This is a genomic window from Actinoplanes sp. NPDC051470 (assembly GCF_040682035.1).
In the GTDB taxonomy this organism is placed as follows: Bacteria; Actinomycetota; Actinomycetes; order Mycobacteriales; family Micromonosporaceae; genus Actinoplanes.
Genome location: NZ_JBFBAA010000058.1, coordinates 13,862 through 27,625 on the forward strand (window position 1 = coordinate 13,862; position 13,764 = coordinate 27,625).

Here is a 13,764-nt window from a genome sequence, read left to right on the forward strand (position 1 = left end):
CTCCAAAACCGTAATTTTCTCTTACCGGGCAAACGTTAGGCGCTGACCTCCGCTCCGACCAGGGCAAAGCGTCCCTTTTGCCACGTCGGCCCATGCATCGACCCGGTCATCGCCGCGCCGCCGAAATCGGACTAATCCTCTTGAGGTCATCCGGTGACCGCAATCACGGGAACCATGATCACCATGACGAATCCCGACCGGTCCGGCTCCTCGCCTTCACAGTCGACACCCGCGCCGAGGTCTCGACGTTCTACCAGGCCGCCCTCTCCGCCGGGGCAACGTCACTGCTGACGCCGGCGGTACATCCCGAGTACCACGCCGACTACTTCGGAGGCTTCGTGGTCGACCCACACGGCGTCAACCTCGAGGCGGTCTGCCACGCCCCTGACGCCTAACCGCGATGTCACCGGCTACGTCGAGGCCAGTTGCTGCGTCGCGCGGTCCAGGCCGTCCTTGATCAGCCGGCCGTAGTCGTCGTCGCCCAGCGCGCCGATTCTGGCCCGGGCCAGATCGAGGTGTTCGCGGGCGCGGGCGAGGTCGCCCAGCTTGCGGTAGCACTCGCAAAGGTTGAGGTGCAGTGACGGGTAGAGGGCGGCCACCGGCATGGCGACTCCGGCCTCGGCCACCCGGTCCTCGGTGAGCAGGGCGGCCGCCGTCAGGGCGCGCTGGTCCCAGGTCAGCTCCTGCCGGGGGTCGTCCTGCACATCGGCCATCGCGTGGGCGAGGACGCAGACGTGCAGCGGATCGCCCTGCTCGCCGCCGATGTCGTCCCAGATCTGGGCGAACATGAGACGGGCGGCCTCGCGCTCACCCCGATGGTGATGCAGCTCCACGCCCTGCCCGATGCGGATCAGCGTCTGATCGACGATCATCGCGACCCCTCCAGCCGGGCGCGGAAGTCCCCGACGATCATCGCGACTCCTCCGACCGGGCCCGGAAGTCCCCGACAGTCATCGCAGCTCCTCCAGCCGGGCTCGGAAGTCCTCGAAGATGTGGACCGCGGCGGGGCGGTTGGCTGCTCGGTGCTGGGTGATCGCCCGCTCGAAGCGGGCGGCCAGGGCGTCGAGAGTCTGGGCCGGTGTGATGTCGCCGTAGGTCGCGCACATCAGATTGAGCTTGCGGAGCTGTTCGGGCCGCGGGACCGCGGGGTCGGTCAGGTCGGCGAAACCCCAGGCCGCGTGGGCGAAGTCGTCGGCGCGGGCGCCCGGAGCCACGTCATCGTCGAAGTCGATCAGGCCGACCGCCTCGTCGCCGGCGAAGACCGTGTTGTGCGGGCCCAGGTCGTTGTGGGCCACGATCTCCTGGCCGGCGGTGAGGCCGGTTCTCGTGGTCGCGTCGTGGAAGGCCCGGATCAGCTGTGTGGCGCTGACGATCCGGGCGTCGCTCAGGTGGTAGGGGCCGGCCGTGGGAACCTCACCTTCGATCCAGGTTCGGGTTCCGTCCGGCCGGATCCGGGGCGCACGCTCGAATCCGGCGGCGGGCAGGCGGCGCAACAGCTCATCCAAGGTTGAGGGTCACCACCCCGTTGGCCAGCGCGACCACGAGGGTGCCGGGTGACGGGGACTCGACCCGGCGAGCCGCCTGGAAGAGCGGGTACTCGCGCAGCGGGGCGGTGGGCTCGGCCGGGTCCCACAGGCTGAGCGTCACCCACTGGTCGGGGTGGACCGCCGCGATCAGGGTGCGGCCGTTCAGCTCGACCGGGCAGAGGTCCTCGGAACGCACGACCTGGCCGCCGAAGGTCGCCACCGGAGCGGCCGGACCATCCTCCTTGATCGCCGCCGCCACGTCCCAGAGGTGCACGGACGGGCCGCCGGGCGTGAACTCGAAGGGCGCGCCGGCGAGCATCGTACGGCCGTCGTACACGAAGACCTTCAGCGCGTTGGCGCCGCAACGGTCCAGCGTGGCGTGCAGGTCACCGGTCGACGGGTCCACGATCAAGACCTTTTCGAAGCACGCGTACGCCAGCAGCTCGCGACCTTCGAACGGCACCGGGCAGAGGGCGTCGGTGGGCGTGCGGCCGGTGAACAGGACGCGGCCGGGCGACTCGGCGATCGGGTCCCACAGCCGGACCGTGCCGTCCTCGCCGGTCGACGCCACCATCGCCTGGCCGTCCACGGTCACCGAGCAGACGCGGTTGGTCGGCCCGCTCATCTCCCGGACGACGGCGCCCTGGTAGGGGTCGACCAGTCGCAGCGACGTGGGGCCGGCGCAGGCGAGCAGCGTACGCCCGGGAAGGGGAACCACGCAGACGTCGTGGGCCGCCTCGGCCAGCTCGATCGCCCCGGAGATCGCGCCGGTCTCGACGTCCCAGAACCGGACGCCGCCGGGACCGACGGCCACCGCGTAGGGGCGCTGCTCGACGCTCAGCAGGCACAGCCCGTCGGCCGCCCCGGACGGGCCGGGCCCCGGGATGCCCTCGGCCGGGTCGTAGAGCCGCAGCGCACCGTCCCGGCATCCGGTGGCGAGCAGCACGCGCCCGTCCACCCGGACCGGGCAGGCCGCCTCGGCGTACGTACACCAGCCTTCGTTGAACGACGGCGCGCCCCACGCGCCGGAAACCGCGCCACCGACCGGATCGCGGAAGTGGATCTCGTCCCCCGCGGCGGCCAGCAACGTCGTCCCGCCGAACGGGACCGCGCCGACCGACGTCACCTCGGCCGACGGGAACTCGCGGCTGTCACCGGTGTCAACTGTCCACAGAGTGATCGTGCCGGGCGACGCGAACGCGACCGTGCCGTCCCACGCGCACAGCGCCCGCACGTCGGTCGCGGCGAGTTCGTCGTACGGCGTGCCGGAAGAGCCGTCCCACACCCGGACCGCGCGGTCGGCGCCCACCGTGACCAGATGATCCCGGCCGAGCGCCGCCATCGCGGTGACCGCGCCGCCGTGCGCGGCGAACCCACCGGCCGCCGTGCCGGCCGCGCTCCACAGTGCCACCCGGCCGTCCTGGCCCCCGCACGCGAGCCGGTCGCCGGACGGGCCGGGCAACGCGCACATCGCGGTGACGCGGACGCCGAGGTCCCGTTCCAGGATGGGACCGACGGCAACCTGCTCGCCGGCGAGCCGGAGCCGCCACACGAGGACCCGGCCGTCACGCAGGCCGGCCGCGAGGAACGTGGCGCCACCCGACCGCAGACCGGTCAGCGCGCCGACATCGTCACCCGTTCGAGTGATCGTGGCGACGGGTTCCTCGGCGCCGGGCCGCCAGATCCGGATGCCGTCCCGCCCGCGGCCGGTGGCGGTCGCGATGCCCGAGACGTCCGCGAAGTCGACCGCGCAGATCCGGGTGATCGGCGGCGCCGGATGATCAACGCCGTAGCGGGCCACCTCGCCGGTCGGCCGCGCGTCGGCCCACCGGACCCGGCCGGCCAGGCCACCGAGACCAGCGTCGAGGCCGTGGGTCGCCGCCAGCACGGCCAGGTCGGCGGGCTCGCTGCGGGCGGCGTCGGCCAGGCGGACCAGCCGGGCACGAGCACGGTCCTCGGGCGTACGGGCCCGCCACGACGACGCCCACAGCCGGGGCCGTTCGCGCCGGTCGACGACGGCGCGCAGAAAGTCGTCCGTCACCCGGGCATCATTACCGCGCAGGTCAAGGCTCGTCCAGGGGGTAAACCCACGAAGGCGGGACTGTCCGACATGTACAGACCCGCTAGAGTCTGCGGGCCGTGACTAATCCAGAGTCGATCATCGATGCCCGCCCGGCCCCCGCACGCGCGCCGATCCACCTCACGCGTGGCCCCGCCGGGCCGGAGTTCTGGCTGGTCACCCGTTACCACGAGGCGCACGCCGCGCTGGACGACCAGCGGCTGCGCCCGCTGACCGACCCGCCCGCCCCGGTCGACCCACCGCCGGACGCCCACGCCGAGGAGATTGTCGCCCACCTGCTGGACGGCCTGGCCGCCCGCGGCCGCGGCGACCTGGTTCCGGACGTCGCGGTCCCGCTGGCCCACGAGTTGATCACCACACCGCCCCGCCCGGTCATCGACGTGGTCGGCACCGCCATGATCACGCTGTTCCGGCATCCGGCGCAGACGGCCGCGCTCCGGGCCCGCCCCACCCTGCTGCCCGCCGCCGTCGAGGAGTTGATCCGCTTCGACGGCCCGGTGCCACGCACGGCCCCCGCCGTGGCGGTCGAGGAGCTCACGATCGGCGGCAAGGTGATCTCGGCCGGCGACCACGTCGTCGTCAGCCTGGCCGCGGCCAACCGCGACCCGCGCCGCTTCCCCGACCCGGACCGTCTCGACCTGATGCGCGCCGATGACGGCCATCTCGGCCTGGGTTACGGACGCCGGTTGAGCCCGGTCGCGGCCCACGTCCGCCTGGCCGCCCGGGTGGCGATCGGCGGGTTGCTCACCCGGTTCCCGGGCCTGCGCCTCGCGATCCTCCCGGAGGACCTGGCTTGGTTACCCCAGTCCGAGGTCCGCGGGGTCAGCTCGCTGCCCGTCACCACCGGCTGAACTGCCGTCGCCTGCCGGTGCGTGCGTCATGAGGGTGCGCAACCAGGTCACGGCCGCCTCGACCGAGGGAACCAGGGGCACGGGTGGCGGGGCGGGACGGTCGACCAGGACGACCGGGAGGGACAGGGCGCGGGCCGCGGTCAGTTTGGCCGCGGGGCCGCCGCTGTCCTTGGTGACCAGGACGTCGATGCGGTGGGCGGTGAGCAGCGCCTGTTCGCCCTCGACGGTGAACGGGCCGCGGTCGAGCAGCACCGAAAGGCGGCGCGGCATGGGCGGGGCCGGGGGCTCGACCGAGCGGGCCAGGAACCACAGGTCGTCGAGGCCGGCGAACGCCCCGATCTCCTGACGGCCGGTGGTCAGGAAGATCCGCTTCCCCAGCTCGGGGAGCAGCACGGCGGCGGCCGGCAGGGACGGGACGCGGTGCCACGTGTCGCCCGGTTGTTCGGTCCAGCCCGGTCTTCTCAAGATCAGCAGGGGTACGCCCGAAGCGGCGCAAGCCTCGACGGCATGCTCGGTCATCTGCCGCGCGAAGGTGTGCGTGGCGTCGACCACGGCGTCGATCTTCTGAGCGCCGAGATACCGGGTCAGGCCGGAAACGCCGCCGAAGCCGCCGATGCGCAGGTCGCCGGCGGGGATCAGGGGGTCGTTGGTGCGGCCGGCCAGCGAGCTGATCGTCACGACCCCCGGCAGCTGGACGCACGCCGACGCGAGCAGCCGCCCCTCGGTGGTCCCGCCGAGGATGAGCACGATCATGGGCGGTCCGGCTCGGCGAGCGGATGGTCCGGCTGAGTGAGCGGGCGGTCCGGCTCGGCGAGCGAGTGGTCCGGCTGAGTGAGCGGGCGGGGCCGCTGGAACGAGTAGAGGTGGCTGTCGGGGAACTGTGAGGCCGTCAGGGCCGCGCCGACCACGATCACGGCCGTGCGCTTGATGCCCGATTCGTGAACCTTGGCGGCGATGTCGGACAGGGTGCCGCGCAGGATCACCTCGTCGTCGCGGCTGGCCCGGGCCACGATCGCCACGGGGCAGGACGGGCCGTAGTGGGGCAGCAGGTCGGCCACGACCGCGTCGATGCGATGCATGGCCAGGTGCAGGACCATCGTGGAGCGGCTCGCGGCCAGGGTGGCCAGGTCTTCGCCGGGCGGCATGGCGGTGGCGCGTTCGGCCGTCCGGGTCAGGATCACGGTCTGGGCCACGCCGGGCACGGTGAACTCCCGGGCCAGTGCGGCGGCCGCGGCGGCGAAGGCGGGTACGCCGGGCACCACGTCGTACGGGACGCCGGCCGCGTCGAGGCGGCGCATCTGCTCGGCGATGGCGCTGAACACCGACGGGTCGCCCGAGCAGAGCCGGGCCACGTCCTGGCCGGCCTGATGCGCGGCGACCAGTTCGGCGATGATCTCGTCAAGGGTCAGCGGCCAGGTGTCGACCAGGCGGACGCCGGGCGGGCAGTGCGCGAGCAGGCCGGGCGGGACGAGGCTGCCGGCGTACAGACAGACCGGCGACGCGGCGAGCAGGCGCTGCCCACGTACCGTGATCAGGTCTTCCGCTCCTGGGCCGGCGCCGATGAAGTGGACCGTCATGGCTTCACCACCGACAGGATCGTCACCGGCATCATGGTGTGCCAGCCGGTGAAGCCGCCGACCGGCTTGGAGCGCTGCACGGCGACGCGGGTCAGCTCGCCGCCGAGTTTGCCGTGCCACGCGGTCAGCACCGCCTCCGACTCGAGGGTGACCGCGTTGGCGACCAGGCGCCCGCCGCCGGGCAGGGCGGCCAGGCACGCCTCGACCAGCCCGTCCGTCGTGATGCCGCCGCCGATGAAGACCACGTCGGGGGACGGCAGGTCGGTCAGCGCCGCGGGCGCCGTACCCGTCACGATCGTGAGACCGGGAACCCCCAGCCGCGCCGCGTTGGTCTCGATCGTCGCCGCTCGCGCCGGGTCGGCCTCGACGGCGATGGCCCGGCAGGACGGGTGCGCCCGCATCCACTCGATCGCGATGCTGCCGGCGCCGGCGCCGACGTCCCACAGCAGTTCGCCGGGCGCGGGGCCGAGGGTGGCCAGGGTGACCGCGCGCACCTCACGCTTGGTGAGCTGACCATCCGATTCATACGAATTGTCGGGCAGCCCCGGGACCACCGGTGTCGCCGGCCCGCCCCGGCACTCGACGGCCACGATGTTGAGCGCCGAGATCTCCTCGGCCGCGACCCCGGCCCATGCCGTCACGCTCTCGGCCGGGCCCCCCAGATCCGACAAGACGGAAATATCTGATTCGCTGAACCCGGCGCCGTGCACCAGGTCCACGACTTCGGCGGGTGTCCCCGCGCCGGCCGACAGGATCAGGATCCGGCGCCCTGGGTTGAGCCGGCGGCGCAGATTCGAGACCGGCGCGTTGACCAGGCTCACCACCTCGACCTCGGCCAGCGCCCACCCCAGGCGAGCCGCGGCGAGCGACACCGACGACGGATGCGGGATGACCTCCCACTCCAGGTGGTAGCCCAGAGCGGCATCGGAGACCCGGACGCCGCTCTGAGCTACCACTGAGGGGTTGAGCAGGCGGGCGAGCGTCGCCCCGATCCCGTGAAACATCGGATCCCCGCTGGCCAGCACGGCCACGTCCCGCTCGGCGAACGATTCCAGCAGCCCGGGCAACGCCGGGAGCAGCGGCGACGGCCATGGCATCCGCTCGGCCGTCACCTCCGACGGCAGCAGATCGAGCTGGCGGCGGCTGCCCAGCACCACCGACGCGGACCTCAGCGCCGCCGTGGCCGTACCCGAAAGATCAGACCAACCACCTGCACCGATCCCCACCACCTTGAGCACGACGAGACGCTACCCCAGGGAACTTTCTGCCCGGATCTTTGAGCCATCCCGTCCGGCGCTGCGTACCAATTCCCAGACGGCCGGACACCGGGGGGTGAACCGGCACCCGAGCGAAGGATCTGAGGGTGAGGACGAATGGCGCGGGCCTACGGCAACACCGCTGACCAGCAGTCTCCAACCTTCGAGGACCCACGGTACGGCCGGCGCGAGGAACCGCCGGAATGGTGGAACGACGAGGCCTACCAGCGCAGCGACATCGTCCTCGAGTCGCAGACCGACCCAAGCGGCTGGCAGGCGCAGTCCCTGCCGCCGGTCGACGACCGCCCGCCGGCCGAGGCGAACAGCGGGAACCGCCTGCTCACGGTTCTGCTGTTCTTCGGCGGCCTGGGCGCCAGCGTGTCGATGTGGCTCTTCGAGACCGAGGCCGGCACGGTCAACGACCTGGCCACGCTGATGCTGGCGGTGGGCCGGATCACCGGGCTGATCGCCGGCTACGTGCTGTTCATCCAGCTGCTGATGATGAGCCGGGTGTCCTGGCTCGAGGAGTGGGTCGGCTCCCGTGACCTGCTGAAATGGCATCGGTGGCTGGGCACGTCACTGGTGGTGACGGTCCTGGCCCACGCGGTGTTCATCATCTACGGGTACGCCCTGACCGCCGAGACCCCGGTCGTCGAGCAGGGCATCACGATCATCACCTCGCTCCCGGACATGATGAGCGCGCTGATCGCGACCGGCCTGCTCGTGTTCATCAGCCTGATCTCGATCCGGGCGCTGCGCACGCGGATGCCCTACGAGCTGTGGCACCTGATCCACCTGGCCGGGTACGCGGTGCTGCTGCTCGGCTACGGCCACCAGGTCGCCACCGGCGCCAACCTCGGCGGACCGTACGCCAAGATCTTCTGGCCGGGTCTCGCCGCGCTGGTCATCGCCGCCCTGGCCTGGGGCCGCCTGGTCGAGCCGGTCTGGCTGAACATCCGGCACCGCTTCGAGGTGGCCGAGGTGGTCGCCGAGGGCCAGAACACGTTCTCGCTCTACATCGACGGCAAGCGCCTCGACAAGCTGCCGGCCCAGGCCGGCCAGTTCATGCGGTGGCGCTTCCTGACCGCCAACGGCTGGTGGCAGTCGCACCCGTTCTCGCTGTCCGCGGCGCCCAACCCGGAGTGGCTGCGGCTGACCGTCACGGCGGTCGGCGGCCACACGTCGAAGCTGGCCGAGATGCAGCCGGGTACGCCGGTGTGGGCCGAGGGACCGTTCGGCACGTTCACCGCCGAACGGCGTACCCGTCGCCGTGCTCTTCTCATCGCCGGCGGCAGTGGCATCGCGCCGATCCGGGCGCTGCTGGAGGACATGCCGGCCGACACCATCGTGATCTACCGGGCCAGCCGCCCCGAGGAGCTGGTCTTCCGGGCCGAGCTCGAGGACCTCGCCGAGCGCCGTGACGCGTGGGTCCGTTACATCGTCGGCTCCCGCAACGACCCCGGCCCGAGCCGCCTGTTCACCCCGAACGGGATGCTCGGCCTGGTGCCCGACGTGAACCGCCGCGACATCTACCTCTGCGGCCCGCCCGGGCTGGTCGGCGCCGCGGTGGCGACGCTTCACGAGCTCGAGGTTCCGGACAGCCAGATGCACCTCGACCCCTTCGAATTCTGACGGAGTTTTCTGATGCGACGTAGCACCGCAGCGGCCGTAGGCACACTGACCGGCGCCGCCCTCATCGTGGGGGTCCGGCTGAGCGTGTCCGTGCCCGAGGCCCCTGTCGCCGCGCCTCCCGCTCCCGCCGCCAACGAGCAGCCGGCCTCCAACGGCGAGGCGGGCGCGGCGGACAAGCCGTCCACGAAGCCGACCGGGAAGGCGCCGGCCGAGAAGAAGCCGGCCGAGGACGAGGGCAAGTTCAAGAACGGCACGTTCAAGGCCGATGCCAAGTACGTGTACGGCACCATCTCGCTCTCGCTCAAGGTCACCGGCGGCAAGATCGCCTCGGTGCAGGCCGGCTACCCGACCGCGAACGACAGCGGCACGATCAACCCGCCGGCCATCGAGGCGTTGAAGGCGGCCACGCTGGAGGCGCAGAGCGCGGACGTCGACGCGGTCTCCGGCGCGACGCTGACCAGCGAGGCGTACTTGAAGGGTCTGCAGGCCGCGCTGGACAAGGCCGCGAAGTAGGCTCCCTCTCCGTGCGCCACGTCGAGCAGGTCATGGGTACGGCCGTGAGCATCGAAGCTTCTTCCGAGGCTTGGATCGCTGATGTGGTCGCGTGGCTGCACGAGGTCGACGCGCGGTTCTCCACCTATAAGGACGACAGCGAGGTCAACCGTTTCCAGCGCCGCGAAGTTGACGCCGCTTCCCTTTCGCCCGACATGCGGCATGTGTTGGATAAGTGCGCCGAGCTGTGGAAGTTCACCGGCGGTTACTTCGACGCGTACGCCGCCGGCCCGCTCGACCCGTCCGGCTACGTCAAGGGCTGGTCGGTCGAGGTCGCGTCCCGCCGCCTGGTGTCGGCCGGCTCCGAACGGCACTTCATCAACGCGGGCGGGGATATCCGCGCGGTCGGCGGCCCGTGGCGGGTCGGCGTGCGCCACCCCTGGGAGGCCGACAAGCTCTGCTGGGTCCTCGCGGTGACCGACGGCGCGGTCGCGACCTCCGGCGTCTACGAGCGCGGCGCGCACGTCTGGAACCCGCGCCTCGGCGCGCCCGCGACCGGCCTGCGCTCGGTCACCGTGACCGGCCCCGACCTGGCCGTGGCCGACGCCTACGCCACGGCCGCCCTGGCCATGGGCGAGCCGGGCATCGCCTGGCTGGCCACCCTGGTCGCCGACGGTTACGAGTCGGCCGTGGTCACCGACGATGCCCGCGCCTTCACCTCGGACGGCTTCCCGTTAGCTTCGTGAGGACCCGGCCGAGCTCGTCGGCGTACTTCTGGACGAACTCCGGCGACGCGGCGTCGAGGCCGGTCAACCGGCGGACGATCTGCGGCAGCATCGTCGGGGCGAGGGTCGCCGCGAACAAGATCACCCCGACGTACGTGGGATCGAGGTCTTCGGCCAGCTCACCCGCCCGCTGCCGGTCGCGGATGTCCTCGACCATCGCCGCGAAGTAGTCGCCGGTCTCGGTGTCGTCCGGCCCCGTCGAGGTCAGGCCCTCCCAGGCCAGCAGCCGCGCCCACGCCCGCTGGGTCGCGTCGACCGGCAGGAACCCGCTGACGATGTGGGCCATCGGCACGTCCGGCCGCGGCGTCCCGCTGGTCTGCTCCCACCGCCGCTGAAGGGCGCGGTAGAGGCCTTCCTTGCCGTCGAAGTAGTAGGAGATCAGCTGCTGGTTGACGCCCGCCCGCGCGGCGATCGCGCTGGTTCGCGCCCCGGCCAGGCCGTGCTCGCTGAACTCGATCAAGGCCGCCTCGAGAATGCGCTCCTTGGTTCGCTCCGGGTCACGTTTGCGCTGGTCGGCGCTGGGCGAACGACGAGGCATCGGATCACCCTAGCACCTGCCTTAATCAACTGAACGATTGACAGAGACAATCGCAAAGATGACACTCAAGCCATGCCCAGCTTGAAAGTCATGATCATCGGCGGCGGGATCGGCGGGCTGTGCCTGGCCCACGGCCTGCGCCGGGCCGGCGTGCCGGTCACCGTCCACGAGCGCACCGAGGCCCGCACCGACTGGTTGCAGGGCTACCGCATCCACATCAACCCGCACGGCGCCCGGGCGCTGGAGGCCTGCCTGCCACCCGAGGGCTGGAAGACGTTCCTCGACACCGTCCCGGCCGACCGGGCCGGCTTCGGCTTCACCACCGAGCACCTGCGTGACCTGCTGCGTTTCCCGGCCACCGAGGTCGGCGACGGCCACTACGGCGTGAGCCGGATCAAGCTGCGCGAGGTGCTGCTCGCCGGCCTCGGCGACGACCTCCGGACCGGCCACGAGTTCGTCTCCTACGCCGTCTCCGGCGACACGGTCACGGCGCACTTCGCCGACGGCAGCACCGACACCGCCGACGTCCTGATCGGGGCCGACGGCGCCAACTCCCGGGTCCGGGCCCAGCTGCTCCCCCACGCCGCCGGGCGCGTCGACACCGGCATCATCACCATCGCCGGCCGGCACCCGCTTCCCGCGGCCACACTGCCCCGTGTCCTGACCGACGACGTCAACCTGGTGATCCCGGCGCGGCGCGGCTCGTTCTTCACCGCGATCTGGCCCGGCGACGACCCGTACGTCCTGTGGAGTTTCTCCGATCTGGCCTCCGCACTGCCGCCGCCGGCCAACGTGGATCTCCGCCGGCTGGTCCTGGAGCGCACCACCGGCTGGGCGCCCGCCCTCCGCGACCTGGTGGCCGGCTCGGACACGCCGAACGCGCTCCGCATCCGCAGCGCCATCCCGGTCAAGCCCTGGCCGACCGGCCGGGTCACCCTGCTCGGCGACGCCATCCACAATATGACCCCGATGGCCGGGGTGGGCGCCAACACCGCATTGCGCGACGCCGAGTTGCTGGCCCGCGCCCTGACCAGGCCTGACCTCCTGCCCGCGCTGCGCGACTACGAGACCGAGATGCTGGGGTACGGCTTCGCCGCCGTCCGCCGATCCCTGCGCAACGCCCGCCAGGGCGCCTCGCCGAACCGCCTGGGCCGGGCCGCGTTCCGGACCATGTTGCGCACGGTCGACGCCCTCCCGCCGATCCGCCGCCGCATGGGCGCTCAGCTCGGTCAGTGACGCGAGTGTTGCCTATACGCGCTCAGAGCAGGAGGTCCTGCTCTGAGCGCGTATAGAGCCTGTCTTGGAATGTGTGGGCTGGTCAGGTGGTATGGAGGCGGGCGGCTCGGCGGCTCATGTGGAGGGCGGCGGCGAGGTAGACCATGGTTTCGTGGTGTTCGGGCAGGCGTTCGGAGTCGCGGGCGCAGCGGCGGCGTCGGCTGATCCAGGCGAAGCTGCGTTCCCCGACCCAGCGGCGGGCCAGCAGGTGAAAGCCTTTGACCCTGGGTCGGGCGACAACCTGGACGGTGAGGTTCAAGGTGTGTTTGGCCCAGGTGATGAGGTCGCCGCGGTAGGCGTGATCAGCCCATATGTAGCGGATGCCGTGTTGGGCGGCGGTGTGCAGCAGCGGGTTGGCGCCGGCGGTGTCGCGGATGTTCAATGGCATCGCAGGCTCTTGGTGATGGCAGGTGTAGGAACCGCCTATCTACCAAGAGCCTGCCCTTATATCGATCAACGCCACGCCGCTACCACACCAGCCCACCCGCAGTACCAAACAGGCTCTATCTGGACGTTTAGTTCTGGTTCGAGAGGAGTGCAATTATTTGTCATCGCGCTTCTCGGGGCAATGCCAGCCTGGTAAGTCCCTACAACAGTCGATTGGTCCGTATCGGCAGCACCATTACGACCACATTTGGTCACTCGATCGTGTCTGATTCAGGTTCGTGCAGGATTCGACGCACCACGCGTCTGGGATGTGTGCGATCAGCGACGCTACCTGCATTACATGACCAATCGCGCCGCCTATCCCAGCGACCTGTCCGATGCCCGCTGGGCCCTGATCGAGGCCCGGCTGACCGCGTGGCGCCAAGCCCGTACCGAAGCCGGCATCGGTGGCCGTGTCGCCGAGCATGATCTTCGGGAGATCTTCAACGCGATCCTCTACGTCAACCGCACCGGTATCGCCTGGCGCTACATGCCCCACGACCTGCCGCCGTGGCAGACGGTCTACTGGTACTTCAAGACCTGGAACACCGATGGCATCTTCACCGACCTCAACTACAGCCTGAACGGGTTGGTACGCAACAAGACCGGCCGCAACCCCGAACCGACGGCATCCATCATGGACACCCAGAGCGTGAAGACGTCCACCAACGTTCCGGCCGCCAGCCAGGGCATCGACGCAGGCAAACGAATCGTCGGCCGTAAACGCGGCATCATCACCGACACTCTCGGCCTGCTGCTCGCCGTCATCGTCACCGCCGCCTCGGTCAGCGACAACACCATCGGCTCGGCCCTACTAGACCGAGCCACCGACACCTACCCCACGCTGACCAAGGCCTGGGTCGACGCAGGATTCCGCAAAAAGGTCGTCGAACACGGCGCCGCGCTTGGCGTCGATGTCGAAGTAGTCACCAAAGACCCGCAGGTCAAAGGCTTCTCAGTGATCAAGCGTCGCTGGGTCGTCGAACGCACCATCGGCTGGCTCATGCAACACCGCCGCCTGGCCCGCGACTACGAAACCCTCCCGGAAACCTCCGCCACCATGGTCCGCATCGCGATGATCGACAACCTCATCCGACGAGCGGCTGACGAAACCACCCCAACCTGGCGAGACACCTAAACCACCATAACGCACAAAGTACGTGAATCAGACGCCCTCTATACGCCCTCAGAGCAGGACCTTCTGCTCTGAGCGCGTATAGGCAACACCCTTAGACCCTGGTAAATGAGGGGTTCAGGTGTGTTGGTGGCGGGCCAACCGGCGGGTCATGATGATGATCATCGCCCATTGGGCCATCGCGGCGTGGT

The 13,764-nt window shown here is 70.7% G+C and carries 15 protein-coding genes; 7 read left to right on the top strand and 8 right to left on the bottom strand.

Features of this window, described 5'->3' with window-relative positions:
- Window positions 1-92 precede the first annotated feature (92 nt).
- Entirely contained in the window at window positions 93-395 is a 303-nt protein-coding gene (locus AB0M54_RS46540; RefSeq protein WP_364479534.1) for a hypothetical protein, read from the top strand.
- 15 nt (window positions 396-410) lie between these two features.
- Here the strand turns inward: AB0M54_RS46540 and AB0M54_RS46545 are convergent, their stop codons facing one another.
- From AB0M54_RS46545 to AB0M54_RS46555, 3 genes are all read right to left on the bottom strand, one after another.
- On the bottom strand, window positions 411-872 hold the full coding sequence (locus AB0M54_RS46545; protein WP_364327899.1) for a hypothetical protein: 462 nt from the start codon (window positions 870-872) through the stop codon (window positions 411-413).
- 78 nt (window positions 873-950) lie between these two features.
- Window positions 951-1,505, bottom strand: coding sequence for a phosphotransferase (locus AB0M54_RS46550; RefSeq protein ID WP_364479537.1), 555 nt, complete (start codon window positions 1,503-1,505; stop codon window positions 951-953).
- Window positions 1,498-3,567: a hypothetical protein gene (locus AB0M54_RS46555; protein WP_364479539.1), complete on the bottom strand. Its 2,070-nt coding sequence runs from the start codon at window positions 3,565-3,567 to the stop codon at window positions 1,498-1,500. The genes AB0M54_RS46550 and AB0M54_RS46555 overlap by 8 nt, the downstream gene beginning before the upstream one ends.
- A gap of 98 nt (window positions 3,568-3,665) precedes the next feature.
- Between AB0M54_RS46555 and AB0M54_RS46560 the strand changes: the two genes are divergently transcribed.
- Window positions 3,666-4,457, top strand: coding sequence for a cytochrome P450 (locus AB0M54_RS46560; RefSeq protein WP_364479542.1), 792 nt, complete (start codon window positions 3,666-3,668; stop codon window positions 4,455-4,457).
- On the opposite strand, the gene AB0M54_RS46565 is transcribed toward AB0M54_RS46560, so the two are convergent.
- Genes AB0M54_RS46565 through cbiE form a run of 3 tightly spaced genes read right to left on the bottom strand, consistent with a single transcriptional unit; the run spans window position 4,404 to window position 7,272 of the window.
- Window positions 4,404-5,210 (bottom strand): cobalt-precorrin-6A reductase, encoded by an 807-nt coding sequence (locus AB0M54_RS46565; RefSeq protein WP_364479545.1) that lies wholly within the window; start codon window positions 5,208-5,210, stop codon window positions 4,404-4,406. The genes AB0M54_RS46560 and AB0M54_RS46565 overlap by 54 nt on opposite strands.
- Window positions 5,207-6,034 carry a precorrin-4 C(11)-methyltransferase gene (cobM, locus tag AB0M54_RS46570; RefSeq protein ID WP_364327884.1) on the bottom strand — a complete coding sequence of 276 codons (828 nt, stop codon included), beginning with the start codon at window positions 6,032-6,034 and terminating at the stop codon, window positions 5,207-5,209. The genes AB0M54_RS46565 and cobM overlap by 4 nt, the downstream gene beginning before the upstream one ends.
- Window positions 6,031-7,272, bottom strand: a complete 1,242-nt coding sequence (cbiE, locus tag AB0M54_RS46575) for a precorrin-6y C5,15-methyltransferase (decarboxylating) subunit CbiE (RefSeq protein ID WP_364479548.1) — start codon at window positions 7,270-7,272, stop codon at window positions 6,031-6,033. The genes cobM and cbiE overlap by 4 nt, the downstream gene beginning before the upstream one ends.
- Window positions 7,273-7,407: 135 nt before the next feature.
- Here cbiE and AB0M54_RS46580 point away from each other — a divergent pair, with 135 nt between their 5' ends.
- Genes AB0M54_RS46580 through AB0M54_RS46590 form a run of 3 tightly spaced genes read left to right on the top strand, consistent with a single transcriptional unit; the run spans window position 7,408 to window position 10,160 of the window.
- Window positions 7,408-8,922: a ferric reductase-like transmembrane domain-containing protein gene (locus AB0M54_RS46580; RefSeq protein ID WP_364327878.1), complete on the top strand. Its 1,515-nt coding sequence runs from the start codon at window positions 7,408-7,410 to the stop codon at window positions 8,920-8,922.
- A 12-nt stretch (window positions 8,923-8,934) separates the two neighbouring features.
- Window positions 8,935-9,435, top strand: coding sequence for an FMN-binding protein (locus AB0M54_RS46585; RefSeq protein ID WP_364327875.1), 501 nt, complete (start codon window positions 8,935-8,937; stop codon window positions 9,433-9,435).
- A gap of 32 nt (window positions 9,436-9,467) precedes the next feature.
- Window positions 9,468-10,160 (top strand): FAD:protein FMN transferase, encoded by a 693-nt coding sequence (locus AB0M54_RS46590; protein WP_364328393.1) that lies wholly within the window; start codon window positions 9,468-9,470, stop codon window positions 10,158-10,160.
- On the opposite strand, the gene AB0M54_RS46595 is transcribed toward AB0M54_RS46590, so the two are convergent.
- Window positions 10,129-10,737 (bottom strand): TetR/AcrR family transcriptional regulator, encoded by a 609-nt coding sequence (locus AB0M54_RS46595; protein WP_364327872.1) that lies wholly within the window; start codon window positions 10,735-10,737, stop codon window positions 10,129-10,131. The genes AB0M54_RS46590 and AB0M54_RS46595 overlap by 32 nt on opposite strands.
- A 72-nt stretch (window positions 10,738-10,809) precedes the next feature.
- On the opposite strand from AB0M54_RS46595, the gene AB0M54_RS46600 reads away from it, so the two are divergent.
- Window positions 10,810-11,973, top strand: coding sequence for an NAD(P)/FAD-dependent oxidoreductase (locus AB0M54_RS46600; RefSeq protein WP_364479551.1), 1,164 nt, complete (start codon window positions 10,810-10,812; stop codon window positions 11,971-11,973).
- An 82-nt stretch (window positions 11,974-12,055) separates the two neighbouring features.
- Here AB0M54_RS46600 and AB0M54_RS46605 read toward each other — a convergent pair whose 3' ends face one another.
- Window positions 12,056-12,400 carry a transposase gene (locus AB0M54_RS46605; protein ID WP_364479554.1) on the bottom strand — a complete coding sequence of 115 codons (345 nt, stop codon included), beginning with the start codon at window positions 12,398-12,400 and terminating at the stop codon, window positions 12,056-12,058.
- Between the two features lie 339 nt (window positions 12,401-12,739).
- Here AB0M54_RS46605 and AB0M54_RS46610 point away from each other — a divergent pair, with 339 nt between their 5' ends.
- Complete coding sequence (locus AB0M54_RS46610) at window positions 12,740-13,576, top strand: IS5 family transposase (RefSeq protein WP_364327863.1); 837 nt, start codon at window positions 12,740-12,742, stop codon at window positions 13,574-13,576.
- Window positions 13,577-13,764 lie beyond the last annotated feature (188 nt).

What these genes read in the sequence shown, in the direction of transcription:
- AB0M54_RS46540 (WP_364479534.1), top strand. Translation starts at nt 93, where the DNA reads ATGCATCGACCCGGTCATCGCCGCGCCGCCGAAATCGGACTAATCCTC.
- AB0M54_RS46545 (WP_364327899.1), bottom strand. Translation starts at nt 872, where the DNA reads ATGATCGTCGATCAGACGCTGATCCGCATCGGGCAGGGCGTGGAGCTG.
- AB0M54_RS46565 (WP_364479545.1), bottom strand. Translation starts at nt 5,210, where the DNA reads ATGATCGTGCTCATCCTCGGCGGGACCACCGAGGGGCGGCTGCTCGCG.
- cobM (WP_364327884.1), bottom strand. Translation starts at nt 6,034, where the DNA reads ATGACGGTCCACTTCATCGGCGCCGGCCCAGGAGCGGAAGACCTGATC.
- AB0M54_RS46580 (WP_364327878.1), top strand. Translation starts at nt 7,408, where the DNA reads ATGGCGCGGGCCTACGGCAACACCGCTGACCAGCAGTCTCCAACCTTC.
- AB0M54_RS46585 (WP_364327875.1), top strand. Translation starts at nt 8,935, where the DNA reads ATGCGACGTAGCACCGCAGCGGCCGTAGGCACACTGACCGGCGCCGCC.
- AB0M54_RS46590 (WP_364328393.1), top strand. Translation starts at nt 9,468, where the DNA reads ATGGGTACGGCCGTGAGCATCGAAGCTTCTTCCGAGGCTTGGATCGCT.
- AB0M54_RS46595 (WP_364327872.1), bottom strand. Translation starts at nt 10,737, where the DNA reads ATGCCTCGTCGTTCGCCCAGCGCCGACCAGCGCAAACGTGACCCGGAG.
- AB0M54_RS46600 (WP_364479551.1), top strand. Translation starts at nt 10,810, where the DNA reads ATGCCCAGCTTGAAAGTCATGATCATCGGCGGCGGGATCGGCGGGCTG.
- AB0M54_RS46605 (WP_364479554.1), bottom strand. Translation starts at nt 12,400, where the DNA reads ATGCCATTGAACATCCGCGACACCGCCGGCGCCAACCCGCTGCTGCAC.
- AB0M54_RS46610 (WP_364327863.1), top strand. Translation starts at nt 12,740, where the DNA reads ATGACCAATCGCGCCGCCTATCCCAGCGACCTGTCCGATGCCCGCTGG.